This window comes from Leifsonia soli (assembly GCF_013408745.1).
Classification (GTDB): domain Bacteria; phylum Actinomycetota; class Actinomycetes; order Actinomycetales; family Microbacteriaceae; genus Leifsonia; species Leifsonia soli.
On record NZ_JACCBJ010000001.1, the window covers coordinates 3,360,572 to 3,380,780 of the forward strand.

The following is a 20,209-nucleotide window of genomic DNA, read 5'->3' on the forward strand; positions in this document are numbered from 1 at the left end:
GCCGGCGTCAGGTCCGCTTGCGGCTCTCAATGTCGTCCGCGAGCCGCTGCACCTGGGTGGGGTCTGCGTCCTGGGCGAGGGCGACGTAGTGGTCCATGACGGCGGGCCGATAGCGCACCGGGAACACCTGTCCCGGCGCCAGGCGGGTGAGAGCGGTGATCGTGAGGCTTTCGTCCGCGATGCCGCGGAACGCGATCCCGCCGGCCGTCTCCACATCGAACATCAGGACGACCCGCGGCCTGCCCTCGCCGCCGACCTCCCGCCAATCGACCAGAGTGCCGAGCGCAAGCACGCCGGCGCGGAGTTCCGCCGTGCGCTTCCGTGCAGCACCGCTCAGATACGGGTTCGGGGCGATGCCCGGGAAGTCGGGCCCGACCCCGAGCGACTCCCGGCTCAGATCAGGCCTGAGCTGAGCCACCACATCGGCGAGCGTCCTCTTCGAACCGAACATCCTGCCCCCTCGTCGCACCGATCTCGCTCTTCCGGCGATTGTATGCGACGGCCGTCCACGGAATCATTGACAATATGAGGGCGCACAGCCTCGCGAAGTTCGTCTTCCGCTCCATGCCGGACGAGATCGTCTCGGGCGGCCTGCGCGAGGACGCTTCGAGCGTGGAGCGGATCGCCTATGCGGCGCTTGCAGGCGACGGACGGTGGTCGGAGGCGACGGGCGTCCTGCGCGCGTCCTGATCGAGACCGAGGACGGACTCCCCGAACGCGGCGTCACGCTCCGGGCCGGGGGGAGACGAACGCGACGGTATGCAAACGGACGCTCATAGGGCAGAGGTTCCCACGCATTCGTCGCCGTTGCCGTCCCGCGCGATCAGTCCGTGGCCGGAGTTGGCGGATTCGGCCAGGCGGCGCACCCAGTCCCGATCGATGGCGACCGGGCCCGCATCCACGAACCGGAAACGCAGAGGGATGGTCGGATCCAGCCAGATGGTGCTCCGGCCGCCGCCGTTGGCACTCGACTCCCGCCACGACAGCGCGAACGACTCCTTGCGCTGGAGTTTGGAGATGATCACGACTTCGAGGTGGGCCAGGACCACGTCGTCGAAGGAGACCCGGGCCGAGCCGTCGTACGCCAGGTATCCCATCGTGCACACCTCCTGCGCTCACCGTACCGGCCGGGGCCCGTGGCTCTGCCTTCCGAGTGGGCCCGTTGTGGGCGACGCGAACAGACGTCCCCCCGGGCTGGACGAAATCACTCTGAATCGAATACTCTGTTCAAAGTAGTCGGCCGACGAGGAGGCATCATGGCGAAGCGTGCGGTATCCAACCCGCTGGCGCTGGCCGTCCTGGCCTGCCTGTGGGAGCGGCCGATGTACCCGTACGAGATGACCACGACCATGAAGGAGCGCGGCAAGGAGGACAGCATCCGGCTGAACTTCGGCTCCCTCTACGCCGTCATCAAGTCGCTCGAGAAGCACGGCTTCATCGAAGTGGCGCAGACCGAGCGCGAGGGCAACCGCCCCGAGCGCGTCGTCTACGCGATCACTCCGGCCGGGCGGCAAGAGGCGGAGGAGTGGCTGCGGGAGCTCGTCGAGATCCCGGTCAAGGAGTACCCCGCCATCGAGACCGGCCTCTCGCTTCTGCCCATGCTGCCGCCCGACGTCGCGGCCGACCTGCTCGAACGCCGGCGTGACCGGATCGACGCGGACATCGCCGGACGCCGGATTCTGCTGGCCGAGGCGAGCGGGCTGCCGGAGCTCTTCATGGTCGAGTTCCACTACCGGATGGCCGTGCTCCAGGCGGAGCGGACGTTCGTGGCCGACCTGGGGGCGCGCATCCGCGACCGGTCGATCGGCGGCTACGACTGGTGGGAGCAGCTGCATGTGCTGCTCGGCCAGGGGATCGGCATGGAGGAGCTGCGCGAACGCATCGCCGCCGGCGCCTTCGGGGAGGAGGCGGCCGACCTGTTCCTGTCGTAAGGCCTCGAGCCACAAGACGATGGCCGGAGAGCGGCAACTCTCCGGCCATCCACACCTTCAGTCGTTCCGTGAGGAACCTGCGTCAACAGTCACCGAGGGCTGTCTTCAAGGATATCCCCGTCGGTGGCTGCCTACCTGAAAGAGAGAAGCCACCATGGCACACCAACAGGGTCCGGCGCTCGCCGCCGACCACCTCGTGAAGACCTACCCGGGAGGGCGGGGCAAGCCTCCCCTCCGTGCCGTCGACGGCCTCGGATTCGAGGCCGAGAAGGGCACCGTGTTCGGCCTGCTCGGCCCCAACGGCGCCGGCAAGTCGACGACCATGAAGATCCTGTCGACCCTCACCCGCCCCGACTCGGGGACCGCGTACGTGGCGGGCATCGACGTCGCCCGCCACCCGGCGCGCGTCCGCAGGGCCCTCGGCTTCGTCGCGCAGAAGCCCGTCTCCGACCCGATGGACACGGGCGTGGAGAACCTCGTGCTCGCCGGCCGGCTGCAGGGGATGTCGGGCCGTGAGGCCGCGGCCCGCGCCCGCGAACTCCTCGACCGCTTCGGCCTGACCGACCACGCCCGCCGACAGGTGAAGACCTACTCCGGCGGCATGGCGCGGAAGCTGGATGTGGCGATCGGCCTCATGCACCGGCCGGAGGTATTGTTCCTCGACGAACCGACCACCGGCCTCGACCCGGAGGCGCGCGCCGAGCTCTGGCTGGAGCTCGAACGGATGACGACCGCCGAGAACCTGACGGTGCTGCTCACGACGCACTACCTGGATGAGGCGGACCGCCTCGCCGACCGGCTGGCGATCGTCGACCACGGCCGGGTCGTCGCAGGCGGAACCCCGGAGGAGCTCAAGAACGACCTCCGCGGCGACGCGGTGATCGTCGAGCTGGCCGCGGATGCCGATCCCTTCGCGGGGCTCGGGGCGCTGCAGCGGGTGGATGCGCTCCGCGAGGTCGGCGGAGACGGCCGGACCCTGCGCGCCCGCGCCGACAGCGGCGCCGCGACGCTGCCGCTCGCCCTCGCCGCTCTGGAGGCGGCCGGCGTCGCCGTCGCCTCCGCCACGGTCGCCCGGCCGAGTCTGGACGACGTCTATCTGCGGCACACCGGCCGCACCTTCACGCGGGCTCAGGAGTCCGCCGAGTTCGTCCTGGAGAACGCATCATGACCACGACAGCCTTTCCCGCATCCCGTCCCCAGCGGCGGAACGGCCCGACGTTCCTGACGCACACCCTGCTGCTGACCGGCAGACAGCTGCGCGCCGCCTGGCGCATGCCCGCCTTCCTCGTGATGAACCTGGTGCAGCCGGTGATCTGGCTGCTGCTGTTCGGGCAGCTGTTCAAATCGGTGATCGACATCCCGGGCTTCGGCGTCGGCCAGAGCTATCTCGAGTACCTGACGCCCGGCGTCGTGATGATGCTCGCGCTGTTCGGGTCCGCGTGGTCCGGGACCGTCTACATCCAGGACATGGACCGCGGCGTGATGGACCGCTTCCTCACCTCGCCGACGAATCGTGGAGCGATGATCGTGTCGACGCTCGTGTACCAGTCGCTGCTCGCGGTCGTCCAGTCGCTGGTCGTGGTCGGCATCGCGTTCTGGGCGGGCGCCCGGTTCGAGGGCGGCATCGTCGGCATCCTGCTTCTGCTCCTGGGTGTCGTCCTGCTGACCGCGGTGTTCTGCTCGCTGTCCAACGCCGTCGCGCTGCTGGCACGCGAGCAGACGGCGCTGATCGGCATCTCGCAGCTGATCACTCTGCCGCTGATGTTCCTCAGCTCCGCGATCATGAACACGAAGCTCTCACCGGAGTGGGTGCAGAACGTCGCCGCGTACAACCCGTTCGAGTGGGCGGTGATCGTCGGTCGTCAGGCGCTGAGCGCGCATCCCGACTGGGCGACCCTGTGGGCGCACGCGGGCCTGCTCGCAGCGCTCGCGGTGATCATGGCTGCCTGGGCGACCAGCGCCTTCCGCGTCTACCAGCGCTCCGCCTGACCCCCCCACCCCACCGTCGAGTCCGCACAAACTGCACGTTTCTCGGCGAGAAGCGGTAAGTCTTTGCGGACTCGACGGTGGGTGGATGCGGGGCGGGGTCAGAACAGGTCGGGGGAGGGGGCGCTCGCGTAGCGGATGGAGACGTCGGCGTGCCGGTCGAAGCGGTAGCCGACACCGCGGACCGTGCGCACGATGTCCTCGTAGCGGCCCAGCTTCGAGCGCAGACGGCGCACGTGGACGTCGATGGTGCGCTCGTTCGGGACCTCGTCCTCGTCGGCGCCGCTCCACAGCGAAGAGATGAGTTCCGAGCGCTCGATGGTGCGGCCCTCGCGGAGCACGAGGTACTGCAGCAGCTCGAACTCCTTGTACGTCAGGGCGACGGTCTGGTTGTCGAGCACGAGGCGCTTGCGGGAGATGTCGACGACGACGCCGGATGCTGCGCGGTCCTCGTCCTCGTCGACCGTGACCGCGTGGCGGTGCTTGGCGATGGCGGCCGGGTCCTGCAGGGCGAGGCGCACGACATCCACGTCGCGTCCACCGGCGCCGGCCGGGGCGAGGGCGACGGCCGCGTAGGTCTCGGCGGTCGGGGCGATCTCGGCGGTGAGGCGCTTGAGCGCCTCCACGATGCGACCGAGGTCCGTTCCGGCGGCGGCGGCCTTCGCCTCGTCGATGCCGACGTAGAGGACGAAGCCGCGGGCCTCGGTGCCCTCCGGCACGGCCCGGATGCGGGGAGCGGAGTCGACGGCCGGTGCGGGCGCGGCGGCGTCGGTCGGAGCCGCGGGGCGGATCGGGCTGACAGGGGAGACGGCGGAGGTGCGGGGGAAGGCGGTGTCGACGGTGGCCAGAGACATGGGAATCGAGTCCTTAGTGATGATGTTCCGCATCCCGATGCGATGAAGCTCCGCGGGTACGGCGGAGTGCGGGGATTCGCGGGGAGTGTCGTGTTGTGTGCCCCTAGACGGCGGGGCGGATGCGCGGGAGCGTGAGTGTGGCGCTCCCGGGGAGCGTGCGCCCGGTCACGACGAGATGTCGTCGGAGGGCTGCTGCTCGGCGAAGGGTCGTCAGATCAGCGACACATTCGGCAACACATGACCGAGTCGCGGCCGGCCATCATCATGCCGGCATCCCCGAGGGCCTCGAAGGAGGTCAGGGTACGCGAGTTGTCAGTCATGCACGTTAGTAAAACCGACCATGACTCGCCGTGTCAAATCATTACGCACTATTGCGTGCGGCTACACCGTGCCGTAAAGGCGGTCGCCGGCGTCGCCGAGGCCCGGGACGATGTAGCCGTTCTCGTTCAGGCGCTCGTCGAGAGCGCCCAGCACGATGGTCACATTGCGCCCCTCCGTCGCCTTCTCGAGAGCCTCCAGGCCCTCGGGGGCGGCCAGCAGGCAGATGGCCGTCACGTCGACGGCGTTGCGCGCGAACAGGAACTCGATCGCCGCGCCGAGCGAGCCTCCCGTTGCGAGCATCGGGTCCAGCACGAAGCACTGCCGGTCCGACAGATCCATCGGCAGGCGCTCGGCGTAGGTGGTCGGCTCGAGCGTCTCCTCGTTGCGCACCATCCCGAGGAAGCCGACCTCGGCCGTCGGCATGAGCCGCACCATCCCCTCGAGCATCCCGAGACCTGCGCGCAGGATCGGGACGACGAGCGGGCGCGGCTCGCTCAGGGCGACACCCATCGTGGTCGTAACCGGGGTCTGGATCTCGACGGGCTGCACGCGCACACCGCGCGTCGCCTCGTAGGCGAGCAGGGTGACGAGCTCCTCGGTGAGCTGACGGAACACCGGCGAGGGCGTCCGCTTGTCGCGGAGCACCGTCAGCTTGTGGGTGATGAGGGGGTGGTCCGCAACGTGCACTCGCATAGGCTCAAGGCTAGCCGAACCCCCGAACCCCGAGAGGACCGCCGTGAGCCTGCCGGTGCCCGCCGACTACGAGCAGTGGATGCGCCGAGCGCTCGCCGACGCCCGGCTCGCATTCGACACGGGCGATGTGCCGGTGGCCGCCCTCGTGCTTGACGAGAACGGCGAGGTCATCGGGACGGGCCGCAATGAGCGCGAGCTCCGGCACGATCCGACGGCGCACGCCGAGGTGCTGGCACTGCGGGAGGCGGCGGCGACGCGTGACGACTGGCACCTGGAGGGGTGCACGCTCGTCGTCACCCTGGAGCCCTGCGTGATGTGCGCGGGCGCGGTGCTCGCTGCGCGCATCCCCACGGTCGTGTTCGGCGCGTGGGACGAGAAGGCCGGCGCCGCGGGGTCGGTGTACGACGTCCTTCGCGACCGCCGGCTGAACCATCGCGTCGAGGTGTTCGCGGGAGTGCTCGCAGAGGAGTGCGGCGAGGTGCTTCTCGACTTCTTCCGGGCGAAGCGCTGAGGCCTCAGGCGGGAAGGCGCTCCAGCCACTCGGAGAACGCTGCGCGCGACGCCTCCTGCATCCGCGCCGAGTAGGCCTCCCGGTCGCGGCGGAGCGCCTCGGGGTCGATGGCCAGCTCATCCAGCTCGTTGTACCCGTCCGCGACCCACGCCTCGTGCATCTCGTCGGTCACCTCGGGGTGGAACTGCACGGCCAGCGCGAAGTCGCCGATCGCGAAGGCCTCGTTCGAGTAGTCGCTGGAGGACGCCAGCAGCGTCGCCTCCTCGGGCAGCTCGAAGGTGTCGCCGTGCCACTCCACCACGGGGACGCCCGTGAAGTGGCGGATCGGCGAGCCCGCGCCGGCCTCCGTCGGCTCGACCCGGCGGTAACCGATCTGGGTGGTGTCGCCCTTGTAGACGCGCTCGCCGAGCGCGCCGGCCATGAGCTGCGCTCCGAGGCACACGCCGAGCACAGGACGCTCGGCGCCGATGCGCGCCCGCAGCAGCTGCTTCTCCTGCTCCAGGAAGGGGAACTCGTCGGTCTGGTACGCGCCCATCTCTCCGCCGAGGACGACGACGAGGTCGGCCTCCGCCGGGTCGATCGCCGAGACGTCCTCGGTGGTCGCATCCACGATCCGCAGGTCGTACCCGTGCTCGGTGAGCACCGGGCCGATGTTGCCGAGATGGATGCTGGGGTCGTGCTGCAGGATGACGGCTGTGCGGGTCACTCGAGTCCCTTGATGACGATGGTGTCGGTGGCCGGGGCGGCTTCGTTGGGGTCGACCCACACATCCGGCTCGATGTAGATGACGCGCGCGACCGGGACGGCCTCGCGGATGCGGCGCTCGACGACATCGATCGCCGCGGCGACGTCCGCCAGGCGGTGTTCGCCGGAGAACGCGAGCTTCGCCGCGACCATCAGCTCGTCCGGGCCGAGGTAGAGGGTCTTCATGTGGATGATGCGCTCCACCTCGGGGCCGGCGGTCACCGCGGCCTCGATGGCGGCGAGGTCGACGTCGGAGGCGCCCTCGCCCACCAGCAGGCTCTTCGTCTCGATGCCGAGTACGACCGCGACGGCGACCAGCAGGGCGCCGATGAAGAGGGTCCCGATGCCGTCCCAGACGGAGTTGCCGGTGATGATCGTGAGACCGACGCCGATCAGGGCGAAGACGAGACCGGTCAGCGCCGCCACATCCTCGAGCAGGACGACGGGGAGCTCGGGAGCCTTGGCGCGACGCACGAACTGCGGCCACGACATCCCCTTCTTGTGCGGGCGCGACTCGTGGACCGCCGTGCGCAACGAGAAGGACTCCAGGCCGATGGCGATGAGCAGCACGAGGATCGGCAGCCAGGCGTTCTCGAGCGGATGCGGGTGGGTGAGCTTCTCGATCCCCTCGTAGATCGAGAACACGCCGCCGACCGAGAACAGGATGATGGAGACGACGAAGGCGTAGACGTAGCGCTCGCGGCCGTACCCGAAGGGGTGCTCGCGGTCGGCCGTGCGGCGCGAGCGACGGCCGCCGAGCAGCAGCAGCAGCTGGTTGCCCGAGTCGGCCACCGAGTGCACGCCCTCCGCGAGCATCGACGACGAGCCCGAGAACGCCCACGCGATGAACTTGGTGAGGGCGATCCCCAGGTTGGCCGCGAAAGCGGCGACGATCGCTCTGTTTCCGCCGGATGCGCTCATGCTCCTCATCCTAGGATGGGCCGCATGGACGACGTGCAGAACGTGACCCTCCCGACGATCGCGATGTTGGGTGCCGGTTCGATGGGGCGGGCGATCCTGAGCGGCCTGCTCGCCCCCGGGGTGCAGGTCGCGGGGGTGCGGGTCACCAACAGGTCGGAGGCGCGCGCCGCAGAGCTCGCCGGGACCCCGGGAGTCACCGCGTACGCGACCGAGACGCAGGCGGATGCGAACCGGCTCGCGGTGGACGGGGCGCAGGTGGTGATCGTCGCGGTGAAGCCGGCCATGGTGCGCGACCTGCTCGCGGAGATCACCGGCTCGCTTGCGCCGGGGACCGTCGTGGTCAGCGTCGCCGCCGGGGTCAACACGGAGACGATGGAGTCGCTCCTCCCGGACTCCGTCTCGGTCGTCCGCGCCATGCCGAACACGCCGGCCGTCGTCGGCAAGGCCGTGACCGGCGTCAGCGCGGGATCGCGCACCGACCCGGACGACCTGGAGGTCGTGCGCGCGCTGTTCGAGACCGTCGGCGAGGTGGTCGAGGTCCCGGAGTCACAGCTGGATGCGCTGAGCACGATCTCGGGGTCCGGTCCCGCATACGTGTTCCTCCTCATCGAGGCGCTGACCGAGGCGGCCGTGCAGAAGGGCTTCACGCCGGAGCAGGCCGCCACGCTCGTGAACGGCACGTTCCTCGGCGCGTCCGAGCTGCTGGTGTCCTCGGGCGAGGACCCGGCCGAGCTGCGGCGCCGGGTGACCAGCCCGAACGGCACGACGGAGCGGGCGATCGCCGTCCTCTCCGAGGCCGACCTCCCCGCCCTCTTCGCCCGCGCGACCGACGCCGCCCTCGCGCGCGCCCGCGAACTCGCCGCCGGCTGACCCTCCGCCCGCCCGCCCCTCCGCCCCCGCAAACCCCCGCCGTCGAGTCCGCAAAGACTTACCGCTTTTGGGGCGGATAGCGTGCAGTTATCGCGTACTCGACCGGCGGAGTGCTCGGCGGACCCGCAGGGCGACCTGGTCGAAGCTGTCCGCGGCGGTCACGAAGATCACATCCCATCCCGACTCGACGAGGCGCTCCCGCCGGCCGATGTCGTTCCTGTAGGTCGTCGTGTCGGTCCGATGGTGATCGCCGAGGTACTCGATGGCGACCCGGGCCGTCGGATACGCGAGGTCGATCATGGCTTCGACGCGTTCCCCGTCCGGCGACCGGACGACATGGTTGAGTTCAGGGGACGGCAACCCCGCATCCTCGAGAGCCAGGCGGAGGCGCGACTCCTGCGGCGACAGTGATCCGTAACGGATGCGCTCGAGCGCCTGTCTCAAGGTCGTCACACCGCGCCGTCGACCGTGGCGGCGGACGGCTGCCTCGAGGTCGGCGCGGACCAACGGCGGCGGATGCTGCGAGTACGGCTCATCGCCCGTGATCAGGAAATCCCCGATGGCGACCAGGTCGGGGAGCCGTAGCCGAGTGCTCAGCTGGGCCCACGTGTCCTGCGCGGCGATCACCCGGAGTCCGTCGACCATGACCCACCGATGCTCGTGGGGCGTGAGCTGGTGCGAGACGATCCCCCGCAGACGTGGCGGGCGCGTCGGCTCGAACACGGAGATCTCCACCTCCGTGGGTTCGGCCCAGCTCGGCAGCGGCATCCCGTGAATCATGGCGGCCGAGCGGTGGCTGAACAGGGCCGCGCTGGGCAGGATGACCGCCGCCGCGTGACAGAGGGCGATATGACCCTCCGGCTCAGAGGCCGACCGCATCCCGAAGAAAGGTCGATGCAGCTTCTGCCCGTATACCGTGCGCCACGAGACACCGTCGCGCAGCAGCTCGCTCGTGCGGGCCCCGTTCTCGTCCATCCCTCTACCCAAGCGCCTCCCGCGTGCACCCGACCGCTTATCCACAGCCCCCACCGTCGAGTCCGCAAACTTTGCACGCTTGGGGGCACCGAAGCGTGCAAAGTTTGCGGACTCGACGGTGGGCGGAGAGGAGGGAGGAGGGAGGGGGTCAGGCCTCGAGGGCGGCGAAGCGCTCGATGTCGGCGGACGCGCCGGAGACGATGACGAGGTCGTGGTCGGAGACCACGGTGTCCGGAGTCGCGTAGGTGAACGGCTTTCCCGGGCTCTTCACGCCGACGACGGTGATGTTGTACTTCGAGCGGACACCGGACTCGCCGAGGCGCAGACCCCGGATCGGCTTCGGCGGGTACATCTTGACCAGGGCGAAGTCGTCGTCGAACTCGATGAAGTCGAGCATCCGTCCGGACACGAGATGCGCCGCGCGCTCGCCCGCCTCCGCCTCCGGGTAGATCACGTGGTTGGCGCCGATCCGCTCCAGGATCTTGCCATGCGACTTCGAGATCGCCTTCGCCCAGATCTGCGGCACCTTGAGGTCGACGAGGTTCGCCGTGATCAGCACGCTCGCCTCGATCGACGATCCGACGGCGACGACGCCGATCGAGAAGTCCTCAGCGCCGATCTGCCGCAGCGTCTCGATCGAGCGCGCGTCGGCCTGCACGGTGTGGGTGACGCGGTCCGCCCACTTCTGGACGAGGTTCGCGTCCGTGTCGATGGCGAGCACCTCGCGCCCGAGGCGGTCCAGCTGCCCGGCGGTCGCCGCGCCGAACCGGCCGAGTCCGATGACGAGGACGGGCGCGTTGTGTCTGATCCGGTCAACCAACGAGCGGCCTCTCCTCCGGGTTGTGGTACAGCTGGCGCCGCTGGCTCTGGGCCAGCGCCGCGGCGAGAGTCACTGTACCAACGCGCCCGCAGAACATCGTCGCGGCCAGGACGTAGACGCCCGCGTCCGGCAGCCGCTCGGTCAGACCGGTCGACAGACCGCAGGTGGCGAATGCGGAGATCACGTCGAACAGCACGTGGTCGAGGGGCGCCTTGGTGATCTGCAGGATGAGGATGCTGGACACCGCGACGATCGTCGCCCCCCAGAGCGCGACGGCGACCGACAGCCGCAGGACGTCGATGGGGATCCGGCGGCGGAACGCATCCATCGACTCCACACCGCGCGCCTCGGCGAACGCGGCCAGGAAGAGGACGGCCAGCGTGGTGACCTTGATGCCGCCGGCGGTGGATGCCGACCCGCCTCCGATGAACATCAGCATGTCGGTGACGAGCAGGCTCGACCCGTGCAGGTCGTCGATGGGGATGGTCGAGAAGCCTCCCGACCGCGCCATGGTCGACAGGAAGAACGACTGGAAGACGGTGTGCCCGGCGTCCAGGCTGCCGAACGTCTTCGGGTTGTCGTACTCCAAGACGATATAGAGCACGGCCCCGGCGACGAGCAGGATGACCGAGGTCAGCAGCGTCAGCTTGACGTGGATGGACCAGCGCCGTCGATTCTGACGCAGATTGGAGGCGATGGCCAGGATGACCGGGAACCCGATCGCGCCGAGGAACACGCCGATCATCAGCGCGCCGAGGAACCAGTAGTCGGTCGCGAAGGCGTCGATCCCCTCCCGGTTGGGCGTGAATCCGGTGTTCGTGAACGCCATCGCCGAGTAGTACACGGACTCCCACGCGGCCGTGCCGACGTCGATGCCGGCGATCAGCATCCGCGGGAAGAGCAGCAGGGCGACACCGCCCTCGATGACGACCATGCTGATCGCGACGGTGGTGAGCAACTTTCCGACGTCTCCGAGACGCACCGCCTGGCCTTCGGCGACCGGGCCGCCGTGGACGCGGAGCGGGTTGCTGTCGCTGGCGGCCATCAGCTTCGCGCGGAGGCCGAGCTTGCGCGAGATGACGAGCCCGAGGATGGAGGCCATGGTCAGGACGCCGACGGCGCCCACCTGCACGCCGATGTAGACGAGCAGGTGTCCGAACACCGACCAGTGCGTCGCCATGTCGACGGTCGAGAGCCCGGTGACGCAGATCACCGAGACCGCGGTGAACAGGGAGTCGGCGAGCGGCGTCCACCGCCCGTTCGACGACGAGATCGGCAGCGAGAACAGCAGTGTGAAGACGAGGATCAGCAGGGCGAACACGAGGATCGCGAACCGCGAGGGGCTGCGGGCCGCGAACTCGTTGACGGCGGCTCGGATGCGCCCGGCCGGGGACCTGGGCCGTCCGGGGACCGCCCGGGTGGTGGCGCTCATGTCTCGTCCTTCCCGTCGTCTTCGGCTGTCGGGCGGGCTTCGGACATGGTACTGCGTCGGGGGAATGGCTAGCCTGGGGACATGGCCGACATCTTCGACGTGATCGCCGATCCGACGCGGCGCGACATTCTGCGCGTACTGCTCGATCGCAATACGGACACGGCGCATTCCGTGGGCGAGATATCCGTGTCCGAGATCGTCGCGACGCTCGAGCTGAGCCAGCCGACGGTGTCGAAGCACCTCAAGGTGCTGCGCGAGGCGGGCCTCGTGTCCGTCCGCGAGGAGGGCCAGCACCGCTATTACCGTCTGGATGCCGGTCCGCTGGTGGCGGTCGAGGACTGGATCATTCCGTTCACGGCATCCGACGAGGACATGGAGCTGAGCGTCCGGCTGGCGGAGGAGACGCGCGAGTTCGCGAGCACGGTTGGCAAGGTGCTCGCCGACACGCGTCATCGGGTCTCGTCGGCGACCGAGCGCGTGACGCCGAAGAAGTGGCGCAAGGACTGACCCTCCGCGAGTACGATGTCCGGAAAGGGGAGGACGGGCTCATGGCACACGATCTGAGAGACGTGCGCTTCCTGACGGTCGCCGAGGTGGCCGACATGATGCGCGTGTCCCGCATGACCGTGTACCGGCTCGTCCATTCGGGCGAACTGCCCGCCATCCGCTTCGGCCGATCGTTCCGTGTACCGGAGTCCGCGGTCGACCAGCTGTTGCAAGCCGCGACGTTCCGAGAGGGCGGCGTCGCGGACTCTGCGTGACGTCAGGTAGACTGGCTGCTCGTGTCGCCGCGCGCCCCGCGGCATGCCCCCGATTCTTTGTGAGGTCCACGTGGGTTCCGTTATCAAGAAGCGTCGCAAGCGTATGGCGAAGAAGAAGCACCGCAAGCTTCTTCGCAAGACGCGCCACCAGCGTCGCAACAAGAAGTAGACCTCGAGTCTGCGGCTCCAAGCGTCGGTCCGTCCGGTCCGGCGCTTTTTGCTGCGTCTAGAGTGGATTCGTGTCCACCGTCTCCCTGACTCTCATCGGCAAGCCCGGATGCCATCTGTGCGATGACGCGCGGGAGGCCGTCCACGCGGTCATCGATCAGCTGCCGGACGGCTCCCCCGAGGTCACGGTCGAGGAGCGCGACATCCTGCAGGACGCCGAGCTCCACGAGAAGTACGTGGAGGAGATCCCCGTCGTGCTCATCGATGGACGCGTCCACACCTACTGGCGGGTCGACCCGGCACGCCTGCGCACCGCACTCCTGGAGGCCGAATGACCATCCGCCACGTCGTCTCGTGGAAGCTCGCGACCACCGATGGGACGGAGCGCGCCGAGCAGTCGGCCGAGATCAAGCGCGGTCTGGAGTCGCTTCCCGCCGTCATCCCGCAGCTGCGTTCGCTCGAGGTCGGCGTCAGCGCGGTGCCAGGCGACGACTTCGATGTCGTGCTGATCAGCGACTTCGACGACCTGGACGGCCTGCGTGCGTACGTCGAGCATCCTGCTCACGTCGAGGTGGCGGCGTACATCCGGTCCGTCGTCGGCGCGCGCGCCGCGGTCGACTTCGAGGTCTGACGCGGCCGTCCCGGGAGCGAGACCGGCGTCGGAAGACCCGGCGTCGGAAGACCGGCCTCAGAAGACCGGCGTCTTGGCGATATCCACGTCGCGGCGGCGGTAGTCCTCGAGGAACTGCGTGAGCATCCTGGCGTAGAGGTCCTTCACCAGGTCTCCGGCCTTCGCGCCGTCGCGGTCCTTCGCGGCGGCGAGGATGCCGGCCAGCGCACCGGCGAGGTCGTCGACCCCGAACGGCGTCTGCCAGACCGAGATGTAGCGGAGCAGCTGCGGGCTGAGGCCCTCGCTCACCGAGACGAGCACGTCGTTGCCTCCCGCGCGCGTCAGCTCGAGGAAGAAGTCGTTGAATGCGCGCCCGAGAGCCGGGAGGTCGTGCGCCTTCGCCGCCTTCTTGACCTCCTTCTGCGCCTTGTCGAGGCGGGTGACCACCGCGTTCTCGAGCGCGGGGACGTTCGTGCGCGCCGCATACTCGTGGAGGAGCCCGGTCGTGTAGATGGCCTCGTCGATCGCCTTGAGGTCGATCGGCGCGACGCGGGTGTACCGGTTGGGCGCCATCTCCACGAGCCCGATGTCGGCGAGCTTCATGAGCGCTTCGCGGATCGGGGTACGGGAGACGCCGAGCCATGCGGTCAGCTTCTCGTCGAGGAGCGTCTCACCCGGCTCGAGGGTGCCGTCGAGGATGCCCTCGTACAGGCGGGTGTAGACCACATCGCGCAGCAGCCGGCGCTCGACCGGTGCGGTGTCGCTCACGGGCAGCGGCATCAGCGGGCCTCCTTCGAAGACGTGGCGAACTCGTCGGCGATCGAGACGATCGAGGTGTCGAACAGGTCGCGGGTGGCGCGGGCGGCCTTGTCGGCCTTGCCGGCGACTGCCGAGTCGATCAGGGTCTTCAGCGTGGGGGTGGCCTTCTCGAGCGGCGCTGACGAGGGGGCGGCCTTGAGCGCCCGCTGCACCTCGGGGAGGTGCCGCTTGAGCAGGCGCGCGATGGTCGCGTTGTCGAGGCGGCGGACGAAGACGCCGAGGAAGCCGTCGGCGGAGAGTCCTGTGCGGATGGCCTCGGAGGCGTCCGCGGACGAGAAGGAGCGCAGCGTCTCCCGGTCGTCCTCGGTGAGAAGCGGTGTCGCGTCGCGCACGACCCCGGCGACGAGCACGCCGACCGTGGTGAGCAGTTCGCGCAGCCGACGGGACTCGATCGGCGTGACGCGCGTGCGGCGCTGGGGGAGGATCTCGACGAGGCCCATGGCGGCCAGCTGGTTGAGCGCTTTGCGGACGGGCGTGCGGGACACCCCGACCCAGCGCTCGATCTCGGCGTCGTAGAGCTGCTCGCCGGGGAGCAGGTCGCCGTCGACAATCGCGTCGAGGAGGCGCAGGAAGACTTCGTCTCGGATCAGCCGCCGGGGGCTGGCGGCTCCGGTCACGGGCACGGGCATAGTTGGATGTTACATCCAGGTGGATCGGTCATCGTCCTGATGTACTGAGTGTCGAACGCGCGCATTGCCTACTCTTGAGGCCCGGCGCATCCATGGAGTCCCCATCCCGTGTCCAACGGGCGCACAGCCTCGCGGGCGTAGGCTGGCCTGGTGAGATCAGCCCCGACCGCTCGGCGGGAGACGGGCGTTACGGTGCTCGTGGCCGAGACCGCACCGCTCGACGACGTCCGCCAGCTCATCCCCTTCCTCGACTCCCGCGCACCCTTGCTGTGGCTGCGCAAAGGCGAGGGGATGGCCGGGATCGGGGAGGTACTCCGGCTCGACTTCACCGGGCCGGATCGCATCGAGCAGGCATCGGCAGCCTGGCGCGCGACGGCGGCCGCCGCGACCGTCGACGACGCCGTGCGCACGCCCGGAACGGGGCTCGTGGCCTTCGGCACGTTCGCGTTCGACGACGAGAGCACGGCCACGAGCACTCTGATCGTGCCGGAGATCGTCATCGGGCGCCGGGGCAGCCGCAGCTGGGTCACGCGCATCCGTCGCGCCGATGCTCCGGCGACAGGTGACCTGCCTCGGCCGACGGCCTTCGGCGACGAGTACCGCCTGGCGCTCCTGTCCGGACAGCTGGGCGGGGACGGCTACCGTTCGGCTGTCGCGGCCGCAGTCGAGCGCATCCGCGAACAGGACCTGTCGAAGGTGGTGCTCGCTCGGGACCTCCGCGGCCACCTGCCGGTGGAGTCCGACCTCCGCCGTGCCCTGGTGGAACTCGCGCTCGGCTACCCGGACTGCTGGACCTTCGCGGTGGACGGCCTGGTCGGCTCGTCGCCGGAGACCCTGGTGCGCGTCCACCACGGGACGGTGACGGCGCGCGTGCTGGCCGGGACGATCTCCCGCGGCTCCGACGCGTCGCGTGACGCCGCAGCGGCCGCCGAGCTGGTGGCCAGTGCGAAGGATCAGGGCGAGCACCGCTTCGCCGTAACGAGCGTGATGGATGCGCTCCGCCCGCACAGCGCGGACCTCGCCGCGAGCGACGAGCCCTTCACGCTCAAGCTCCCGAACCTGTGGCACCTCGCGACGGACATCGCGGGCATGCTGAGCGACGGATCCAGCTCGCTCGACCTCGCCGCTGCACTGCACCCGACGGCCGCGGTCGCCGGGACGCCCCGCCGCGAGGCCCTCGCGCTCATCCGCGAGCTCGAGCCGTTCGACCGCGGGCGCTACGCCGGACCGGTCGGCTGGGTCGGCGGGGACGGCGACGGGGAGTGGGCGATCGCGCTGCGGTGCGCCCAGGTGACGCCGGACGGCGATCTGACCGCCTACGCGGGCGCCGGCATCGTCGCGGACTCCGACCCGGAGCGCGAACTCGCCGAGACCACGATGAAGTTCCGGCCGATCATGGAGGCCTTCGGCTGACGCCGTCCGGGCTCCCGGGCTCCCGGGCCCGACGGGCGATCAGGAGGCGGCCAGGCGGCGCTTCTGCTCCTCCACGTCGTAGTCGGGCATCGGCCACTCCAGGTCGAGTCGCTCGAGCGTGTTGATCAGCAGCTGCTGCACGGCCACCCGGGCGTACCACTTGTGGTCGGCGGGCACGACGAACCAGGGAGCCTCCGCCGTGGTCGTCCGCTCGAGGGCGATCTGATACGCCTCCTGGTAGTCGTCCCAACGGAGACGCTCGTCCACATCGGCCGGGTTGAACTTCCACAGCTTCGTCCTGTCGTCGAGGCGGGCTGCGAGACGCTTCCGCTGCTCCGACCTGCTGAGGTGCAGCATCACCTTGACGATGGTGGTTCCCGACTCTGCCAGCTCGTGCTCGAATCCGGTGATCGCGCCGTAGCGGCGCTCCAGCTCGTCCGGCGGCGCCAGCTGCCGGACCCGGCCGATCAGCACGTCCTCGTAATGGGACCGGTCGAAGACACCCACCTGCCCGGCGGAGGGGACCTCGCGCCAGATCCGCCAGAGGAAGTCGTGCGCGAGCTCCTCCGGTGTCGGCTTGCCGAAGCCCGCGTAGTGGACCCCGCCGGGGTTCATCGCCCCGATGACGTGCGAGACGATGCCGCCCTTCCCGGCGGTGTCCATCGCCTGGAGCACGAGGAGGACGGAGCGGGTGTCACCCTCCCGCCCGCAGGCATACAGCTTCTCCTGCAGTTCGGCGAGCTTGTCCCGCCCCGCCGCGAGCGCATCCTGCCCCTCCGTCTTGCCTCCATCGAAGCCGGGGGTGCCGTCGGTGGGCTGGTCGGCGAGGTCGAACCCGGGCCGCACACGGAGCAGCTCGGAGGGGTCCGTCGTCCAGAACGTGTCGTTGGGCACCGTCGCTCCTCACCCGTGGGGCGGCCGTCCGCCCCGCGATCTCTGGGATCGCCATGGTAGTCCCGCCCGCGCAGATGTGGTCTAGCCGCGGGTCGGCGCCCCGCATTACGGTGTGCGCGATGAGAGGGGACTGAGATGGGCACCTTCTGGAATGCGTTCCTGTACGTCTTCTGGATCTTCGCGTTCGTGGCGTTCGTGATGATCCTGTTCACCGTGCTGGTCGACCTGTTCCGTGACGACAAGCTGAACGGGTGGTGGAAGGCCGTCTGGGTGATCTTCCTCATCTTCGTCCCGCTGATCACGGTGCTCGTGTACCTGATCGCCCGGGGGCGCGGCATGGCGGAGCGGAGCATGGCGCGTCGGGCGCAGGTCCCGGAGGACGACGACTGGGGCTCGAAGCCGACGGCGTCGGCGACGCCGGCGGCCGACATCCAGCAGGCGCAGGCGCTGCTCGACCAGGGCGTGATCTCGCCCGGCGAGTTCGACGCACTGCGAGCCAAGGCGCTCGGGCAGCGCTTCTGATGCCCGATCGCACTCCGTCGCGGCGGCTCGCCCGGCTGACCGTTCGGCGTGCATCCTGCCGTCGGCATGCACCCGCTGACGCCGCAGCCTAAGCTGGTGGGGTGAGTAAGGCCGACCTCAGCAAGCAGCCCGCGCAGGTCGCCGCCATGTTCGACCAGGTGTCGACGCGCTACGACCGGACCAACAACGTCCTGTCGGTCGGCAATGCGGCACTGTGGCGCGTCGCGACGACCCGCGCTGTCGATCCGCGCGTCGGAGAGACGATCCTCGATGTCGCGGCAGGAACGGGCACGTCCAGCGCGTCTCTCGCCCGCAACGGGGCGTCCGTCGTCGCCGCCGACTTCTCTGCCGGGATGATCGAGGTCGGCCGGCAGCGCCAGGCCGGTAACCCGTTCATCCGCTTCGTCCAGGCGGACGCGACCGACCTCCCGTTCGACGACGACACGTTCGACGCCGTGACGATCTCGTTCGGCCTGCGCAACATCGTCGACCCGAAGAAGGCGCTCGCCGAATTCTACCGGGTGGTGAAGCCCGGGGGCCGCGTCGTGGTGTGCGAGTTCTCCCGCCCGCCGCTCGCTCCCGTACGTGCCGGGTATTCCGCGTACCTGAAGTTCGGGATGCCGGTGCTGGCTCGCGTCGCGAGCTCCAACCCCGCCGCCTATGAGTACCTCATGGAGTCCATCGAGGCGTGGCCGGACCAGCGTGCGCTCGCCGGGTGGATGCGCGAGGCCGGATTCGAGCGCGTCGCGTACCGCAACTTGACGGCCGGGATCGTCGCCCTCCATCGCGGCTTCAAGCCGGAGCGCCCGCCCGTACCGGTCGAGACCGTCGCCGAGACGCCCTTGGCGGATGCCGCGCCCTCGGCTGCGTCGAAGAAGCCCGCCGGTGGGTCGCCGTCCGCCGCGAAGCCCGCGACGACGAAGCCCGCTGGTGCGGCCAAGCCTGCCGCGGCGAAGCCCGCTGGTGCGGCCAAGCCTGCCGCGGCGAAGCCCGCTGGTGCGGCCAAGCCTGCTGCCGCGAAGCCTGCCGCCGCAAAGCGCGCCACCCCGGCCGAGTCCGGCGCCGCAAAGCCCGCCGCCGCCAAGCCCGCCAAACCAGGTACGACGGCCAAGCCCTCCGCTCCGAAGTCCGGCGCGGCACAGCCTGCGGCCCCCAAGCCGAAGCGCTCGACCTCCGCCGGCTCCGCCTCGCGGCCGGCATCCGCCGGACCCGCCGGCTCCGAAGAGTCTGCGTCCACCATCCCGTCCGAGGGGGAGTAGTGCCACGAAGTGTCCCGGCTGTGCGGCGTCCGTCGCTCACCAGCCAGCTCGGCTTCACCGAGCGGATCTTCCTCCGCGGTGACGACCGCGAGCTCGCGAACGCCGTCGATGCCGGGCTCGCCCAGGTCGAGGAGAGCCTGCACCAGGAGATGCACTTCGCGGACAATCTCGCGGACGTGACGGCGCGGTACCTCCTCGAGGCCGGCGGCAAGCGGGTCCGTCCCATGCTGACCCTCCTGGCCGCCCAGCTGGGCGGAGGGACGAACGCCGACGTCATCCAGGCGGCATCGGCCGTCGAGATCACCCACCTGGCGTCGCTCTACCACGACGACGTCATGGACGACTCCCAGATGCGACGCGGTGTTCCGAGTGCGCAGTTCGTCTGGGGCAACTCCGTCGCCGTGTTGACCGGCGATCTGCTGTTCGCCCGCGCGAGCAAGCTGGTCTCCGCGCTCGGCGAGCGCGCAATCCAGCTCCAGGCCGACACCTTCGAGCGGCTGTGCCTCGGCCAGCTGCACGAGACCATCGGTCCCCAGGAGGGCGAAGACCCGATCGAGCACTACATCGGGGTGCTCGAGGACAAGACCGGCTCGCTGATCGCGGTCGCCGCCCAGATGGGCGTTCTCTTCTCGAACGCTCCGGCGGAGTTCGACCAGCCCGTCGTGGTGTTCGGCGAGAAGATCGGCGTCGCCTTCCAGCTGATCGACGACGTCATCGACCTGTCGTCGGAGGGTGTGGCCCAGACCGGCAAGACCCCCGGCAACGATCTGCGCGCCGGCGTCGCGACCCTTCCCGTGCTCCGCCTCCGCGAGCGCGCCTCCACCGACCCCGAGGCGGCGGCCCTGCTCGATCGTCTCGAGCGCGACGTCATCGGCTCGGCCGAGGACGGCGAGGTCACGCCCGCCGCCATGGACGCCATCGCCGCGCTCCGCGAGCACGACGTGACCCGCCAGACGCTGGAGGAGGCGCACCGCTGGGCGCGTGAAGCGGTGGAGGCGCTCGCGCCCCTTCCGGACGGCCCGGTGAAGAAGGCCCTGATCAGGTTCGCGGACACGATCGTCGAACGCTCCAGCTGA

General features: G+C 69.7%; 27 protein-coding genes. 15 read left to right on the top strand and 12 right to left on the bottom strand.

Features of this window, described 5'->3' with window-relative positions; translation table 11 throughout:
* Nucleotides 1-7: 7 nt before the first annotated feature.
* On the bottom strand, nucleotides 8-451 hold the full coding sequence (locus BJ963_RS16315) for a hypothetical protein (protein WP_179457552.1): 444 nt from the start codon (nucleotides 449-451) through the stop codon (nucleotides 8-10).
* A 74-nt stretch (nucleotides 452-525) separates the two neighbouring features.
* Between BJ963_RS16315 and BJ963_RS16320 the strand changes: the two genes are divergently transcribed.
* A complete protein-coding gene (locus BJ963_RS16320) occupies nucleotides 526-690 on the top strand; it encodes a hypothetical protein (protein ID WP_179457553.1) in 165 nt (54 codons plus the stop codon).
* Nucleotides 691-773: 83 nt separating this feature from the next.
* Here the strand turns inward: BJ963_RS16320 and BJ963_RS16325 are convergent, their stop codons facing one another.
* Nucleotides 774-1,097, bottom strand: a complete 324-nt coding sequence (locus BJ963_RS16325) for a DUF7882 family protein (RefSeq protein ID WP_179457554.1) — start codon at nucleotides 1,095-1,097, stop codon at nucleotides 774-776.
* Between the two features lie 159 nt (nucleotides 1,098-1,256).
* Between BJ963_RS16325 and BJ963_RS16330 the strand changes: the two genes are divergently transcribed.
* From BJ963_RS16330 to BJ963_RS16340, 3 genes are all read left to right on the top strand, one after another.
* The gene (locus tag BJ963_RS16330; RefSeq protein ID WP_179457555.1) at nucleotides 1,257-1,931 is read left to right on the top strand and encodes a PadR family transcriptional regulator; all 675 of its coding nucleotides are present in this window, start codon (nucleotides 1,257-1,259) and stop codon (nucleotides 1,929-1,931) included.
* A gap of 154 nt (nucleotides 1,932-2,085) precedes the next feature.
* The gene (locus BJ963_RS16335; RefSeq protein ID WP_179457556.1) at nucleotides 2,086-3,099 is read left to right on the top strand and encodes an ABC transporter ATP-binding protein; all 1,014 of its coding nucleotides are present in this window, start codon (nucleotides 2,086-2,088) and stop codon (nucleotides 3,097-3,099) included.
* The gene (locus BJ963_RS16340; RefSeq protein ID WP_179457557.1) at nucleotides 3,096-3,920 is read left to right on the top strand and encodes an ABC transporter permease; all 825 of its coding nucleotides are present in this window, start codon (nucleotides 3,096-3,098) and stop codon (nucleotides 3,918-3,920) included. Before BJ963_RS16335 ends, BJ963_RS16340 begins: the two co-directional genes overlap by 4 nt.
* A gap of 98 nt (nucleotides 3,921-4,018) precedes the next feature.
* Here the strand turns inward: BJ963_RS16340 and BJ963_RS16345 are convergent, their stop codons facing one another.
* Nucleotides 4,019-4,771, bottom strand: a complete 753-nt coding sequence (locus tag BJ963_RS16345) for a winged helix-turn-helix domain-containing protein (RefSeq protein WP_089915187.1) — start codon at nucleotides 4,769-4,771, stop codon at nucleotides 4,019-4,021.
* A 381-nt stretch (nucleotides 4,772-5,152) separates the two neighbouring features.
* Nucleotides 5,153-5,785 carry a uracil phosphoribosyltransferase gene (gene upp / locus BJ963_RS16350; RefSeq protein ID WP_089915184.1) on the bottom strand — a complete coding sequence of 211 codons (633 nt, stop codon included), beginning with the start codon at nucleotides 5,783-5,785 and terminating at the stop codon, nucleotides 5,153-5,155.
* A 43-nt stretch (nucleotides 5,786-5,828) separates the two neighbouring features.
* Between upp and tadA the strand changes: the two genes are divergently transcribed.
* Nucleotides 5,829-6,296: a tRNA adenosine(34) deaminase TadA gene (gene tadA / locus BJ963_RS16355; protein WP_179457558.1), complete on the top strand. Its 468-nt coding sequence runs from the start codon at nucleotides 5,829-5,831 to the stop codon at nucleotides 6,294-6,296.
* Nucleotides 6,297-6,300: 4 nt separating this feature from the next.
* Here the strand turns inward: tadA and BJ963_RS16360 are convergent, their stop codons facing one another.
* The gene (locus BJ963_RS16360) at nucleotides 6,301-7,002 is read right to left on the bottom strand and encodes a glutamine amidotransferase (protein WP_179457559.1); all 702 of its coding nucleotides are present in this window, start codon (nucleotides 7,000-7,002) and stop codon (nucleotides 6,301-6,303) included.
* Nucleotides 6,999-7,961: a cation diffusion facilitator family transporter gene (locus tag BJ963_RS16365; protein ID WP_089915176.1), complete on the bottom strand. Its 963-nt coding sequence runs from the start codon at nucleotides 7,959-7,961 to the stop codon at nucleotides 6,999-7,001. The genes BJ963_RS16360 and BJ963_RS16365 overlap by 4 nt, the downstream gene beginning before the upstream one ends.
* Before the next feature lie 24 nt (nucleotides 7,962-7,985).
* Between BJ963_RS16365 and proC the strand changes: the two genes are divergently transcribed.
* Nucleotides 7,986-8,831, top strand: coding sequence for a pyrroline-5-carboxylate reductase (proC, locus tag BJ963_RS16370; protein ID WP_179457560.1), 846 nt, complete (start codon nucleotides 7,986-7,988; stop codon nucleotides 8,829-8,831).
* Between the two features lie 87 nt (nucleotides 8,832-8,918).
* On the opposite strand, the gene BJ963_RS16375 is transcribed toward proC, so the two are convergent.
* From BJ963_RS16375 to BJ963_RS16385, 3 genes are all read right to left on the bottom strand, one after another.
* Complete coding sequence (locus tag BJ963_RS16375; RefSeq protein WP_246298089.1) at nucleotides 8,919-9,806, bottom strand: hypothetical protein; 888 nt, start codon at nucleotides 9,804-9,806, stop codon at nucleotides 8,919-8,921.
* A gap of 148 nt (nucleotides 9,807-9,954) precedes the next feature.
* Nucleotides 9,955-10,626: a potassium channel family protein gene (locus tag BJ963_RS16380; RefSeq protein WP_089915172.1), complete on the bottom strand. Its 672-nt coding sequence runs from the start codon at nucleotides 10,624-10,626 to the stop codon at nucleotides 9,955-9,957.
* Nucleotides 10,619-12,058: a TrkH family potassium uptake protein gene (locus BJ963_RS16385; protein WP_179457561.1), complete on the bottom strand. Its 1,440-nt coding sequence runs from the start codon at nucleotides 12,056-12,058 to the stop codon at nucleotides 10,619-10,621. Before BJ963_RS16385 ends, BJ963_RS16380 begins: the two co-directional genes overlap by 8 nt.
* A gap of 81 nt (nucleotides 12,059-12,139) precedes the next feature.
* Between BJ963_RS16385 and BJ963_RS16390 the strand changes: the two genes are divergently transcribed.
* From BJ963_RS16390 to BJ963_RS16410, 5 genes are all read left to right on the top strand, one after another.
* Nucleotides 12,140-12,565 (top strand): ArsR/SmtB family transcription factor, encoded by a 426-nt coding sequence (locus BJ963_RS16390; RefSeq protein ID WP_179457562.1) that lies wholly within the window; start codon nucleotides 12,140-12,142, stop codon nucleotides 12,563-12,565.
* 41 nt (nucleotides 12,566-12,606) lie between these two features.
* Entirely contained in the window at nucleotides 12,607-12,819 is a 213-nt protein-coding gene (locus tag BJ963_RS16395; protein WP_020075898.1) for a helix-turn-helix domain-containing protein, read from the top strand.
* Between the two features lie 70 nt (nucleotides 12,820-12,889).
* Nucleotides 12,890-12,988, top strand: a complete 99-nt coding sequence (locus BJ963_RS16400; protein WP_003792170.1) for a 30S ribosomal protein bS22 — start codon at nucleotides 12,890-12,892, stop codon at nucleotides 12,986-12,988.
* Between the two features lie 70 nt (nucleotides 12,989-13,058).
* Nucleotides 13,059-13,322, top strand: a complete 264-nt coding sequence (locus BJ963_RS16405; RefSeq protein WP_179457563.1) for a glutaredoxin family protein — start codon at nucleotides 13,059-13,061, stop codon at nucleotides 13,320-13,322.
* On the top strand, nucleotides 13,319-13,618 hold the full coding sequence (locus BJ963_RS16410) for a Dabb family protein (protein WP_179457564.1): 300 nt from the start codon (nucleotides 13,319-13,321) through the stop codon (nucleotides 13,616-13,618). The genes BJ963_RS16405 and BJ963_RS16410 overlap by 4 nt, the downstream gene beginning before the upstream one ends.
* 57 nt (nucleotides 13,619-13,675) lie before the next feature.
* Here the strand turns inward: BJ963_RS16410 and BJ963_RS16415 are convergent, their stop codons facing one another.
* Together BJ963_RS16415 and BJ963_RS16420 are read right to left on the bottom strand one after the other, a co-directional pair.
* Nucleotides 13,676-14,377 (bottom strand): GntR family transcriptional regulator, encoded by a 702-nt coding sequence (locus BJ963_RS16415; protein ID WP_179457565.1) that lies wholly within the window; start codon nucleotides 14,375-14,377, stop codon nucleotides 13,676-13,678.
* On the bottom strand, nucleotides 14,377-15,045 hold the full coding sequence (locus tag BJ963_RS16420) for a GntR family transcriptional regulator (protein WP_179457566.1): 669 nt from the start codon (nucleotides 15,043-15,045) through the stop codon (nucleotides 14,377-14,379). Before BJ963_RS16420 ends, BJ963_RS16415 begins: the two co-directional genes overlap by 1 nt.
* Nucleotides 15,046-15,237: 192 nt before the next feature.
* Here BJ963_RS16420 and BJ963_RS16425 point away from each other — a divergent pair, with 192 nt between their 5' ends.
* Nucleotides 15,238-16,458, top strand: a complete 1,221-nt coding sequence (locus tag BJ963_RS16425) for an isochorismate synthase (protein WP_179458191.1) — start codon at nucleotides 15,238-15,240, stop codon at nucleotides 16,456-16,458.
* A 39-nt stretch (nucleotides 16,459-16,497) separates the two neighbouring features.
* Here BJ963_RS16425 and BJ963_RS16430 read toward each other — a convergent pair whose 3' ends face one another.
* Entirely contained in the window at nucleotides 16,498-17,352 is an 855-nt protein-coding gene (locus tag BJ963_RS16430; protein ID WP_179457567.1) for a PPK2 family polyphosphate kinase, read from the bottom strand.
* 135 nt (nucleotides 17,353-17,487) lie between these two features.
* Here BJ963_RS16430 and BJ963_RS16435 point away from each other — a divergent pair, with 135 nt between their 5' ends.
* From BJ963_RS16435 to BJ963_RS16445, 3 genes are all read left to right on the top strand, one after another.
* Complete coding sequence (locus tag BJ963_RS16435) at nucleotides 17,488-17,874, top strand: hypothetical protein (RefSeq protein ID WP_089915146.1); 387 nt, start codon at nucleotides 17,488-17,490, stop codon at nucleotides 17,872-17,874.
* A 101-nt stretch (nucleotides 17,875-17,975) separates the two neighbouring features.
* Nucleotides 17,976-19,133, top strand: coding sequence for a bifunctional demethylmenaquinone methyltransferase/2-methoxy-6-polyprenyl-1,4-benzoquinol methylase UbiE (gene ubiE / locus BJ963_RS16440; protein ID WP_179457568.1), 1,158 nt, complete (start codon nucleotides 17,976-17,978; stop codon nucleotides 19,131-19,133).
* Between the two features lie 20 nt (nucleotides 19,134-19,153).
* Nucleotides 19,154-20,209, top strand: a complete 1,056-nt coding sequence (locus tag BJ963_RS16445) for a polyprenyl synthetase family protein (RefSeq protein WP_089915143.1) — start codon at nucleotides 19,154-19,156, stop codon at nucleotides 20,207-20,209.

Bases quoted from the DNA above. Each gene is read 5' to 3' on its own strand.
- BJ963_RS16340 (WP_179457557.1), top strand. From the start codon at position 3,096: ATGACCACGACAGCCTTTCCCGCATCCCGTCCCCAGCGGCGGAACGGC.
- BJ963_RS16345 (WP_089915187.1), bottom strand. From the start codon at position 4,771: ATGTCTCTGGCCACCGTCGACACCGCCTTCCCCCGCACCTCCGCCGTC.
- BJ963_RS16335 (WP_179457556.1), top strand. From the start codon at position 2,086: ATGGCACACCAACAGGGTCCGGCGCTCGCCGCCGACCACCTCGTGAAG.
- BJ963_RS16410 (WP_179457564.1), top strand. From the start codon at position 13,319: ATGACCATCCGCCACGTCGTCTCGTGGAAGCTCGCGACCACCGATGGG.
- BJ963_RS16435 (WP_089915146.1), top strand. From the start codon at position 17,488: ATGGGCACCTTCTGGAATGCGTTCCTGTACGTCTTCTGGATCTTCGCG.
- BJ963_RS16375 (WP_246298089.1), bottom strand. From the start codon at position 9,806: ATGGACGAGAACGGGGCCCGCACGAGCGAGCTGCTGCGCGACGGTGTC.
- BJ963_RS16330 (WP_179457555.1), top strand. From the start codon at position 1,257: ATGGCGAAGCGTGCGGTATCCAACCCGCTGGCGCTGGCCGTCCTGGCC.
- BJ963_RS16390 (WP_179457562.1), top strand. From the start codon at position 12,140: ATGGCCGACATCTTCGACGTGATCGCCGATCCGACGCGGCGCGACATT.
- BJ963_RS16325 (WP_179457554.1), bottom strand. From the start codon at position 1,097: ATGGGATACCTGGCGTACGACGGCTCGGCCCGGGTCTCCTTCGACGAC.
- BJ963_RS16415 (WP_179457565.1), bottom strand. From the start codon at position 14,377: ATGCCGCTGCCCGTGAGCGACACCGCACCGGTCGAGCGCCGGCTGCTG.
- BJ963_RS16315 (WP_179457552.1), bottom strand. From the start codon at position 451: ATGTTCGGTTCGAAGAGGACGCTCGCCGATGTGGTGGCTCAGCTCAGG.
- BJ963_RS16420 (WP_179457566.1), bottom strand. From the start codon at position 15,045: ATGCCCGTGCCCGTGACCGGAGCCGCCAGCCCCCGGCGGCTGATCCGA.
- proC (WP_179457560.1), top strand. From the start codon at position 7,986: ATGGACGACGTGCAGAACGTGACCCTCCCGACGATCGCGATGTTGGGT.
- BJ963_RS16365 (WP_089915176.1), bottom strand. From the start codon at position 7,961: ATGAGCGCATCCGGCGGAAACAGAGCGATCGTCGCCGCTTTCGCGGCC.
- BJ963_RS16385 (WP_179457561.1), bottom strand. From the start codon at position 12,058: ATGAGCGCCACCACCCGGGCGGTCCCCGGACGGCCCAGGTCCCCGGCC.
- BJ963_RS16320 (WP_179457553.1), top strand. From the start codon at position 526: ATGAGGGCGCACAGCCTCGCGAAGTTCGTCTTCCGCTCCATGCCGGAC.
- upp (WP_089915184.1), bottom strand. From the start codon at position 5,785: ATGCGAGTGCACGTTGCGGACCACCCCCTCATCACCCACAAGCTGACG.
- BJ963_RS16395 (WP_020075898.1), top strand. From the start codon at position 12,607: ATGGCACACGATCTGAGAGACGTGCGCTTCCTGACGGTCGCCGAGGTG.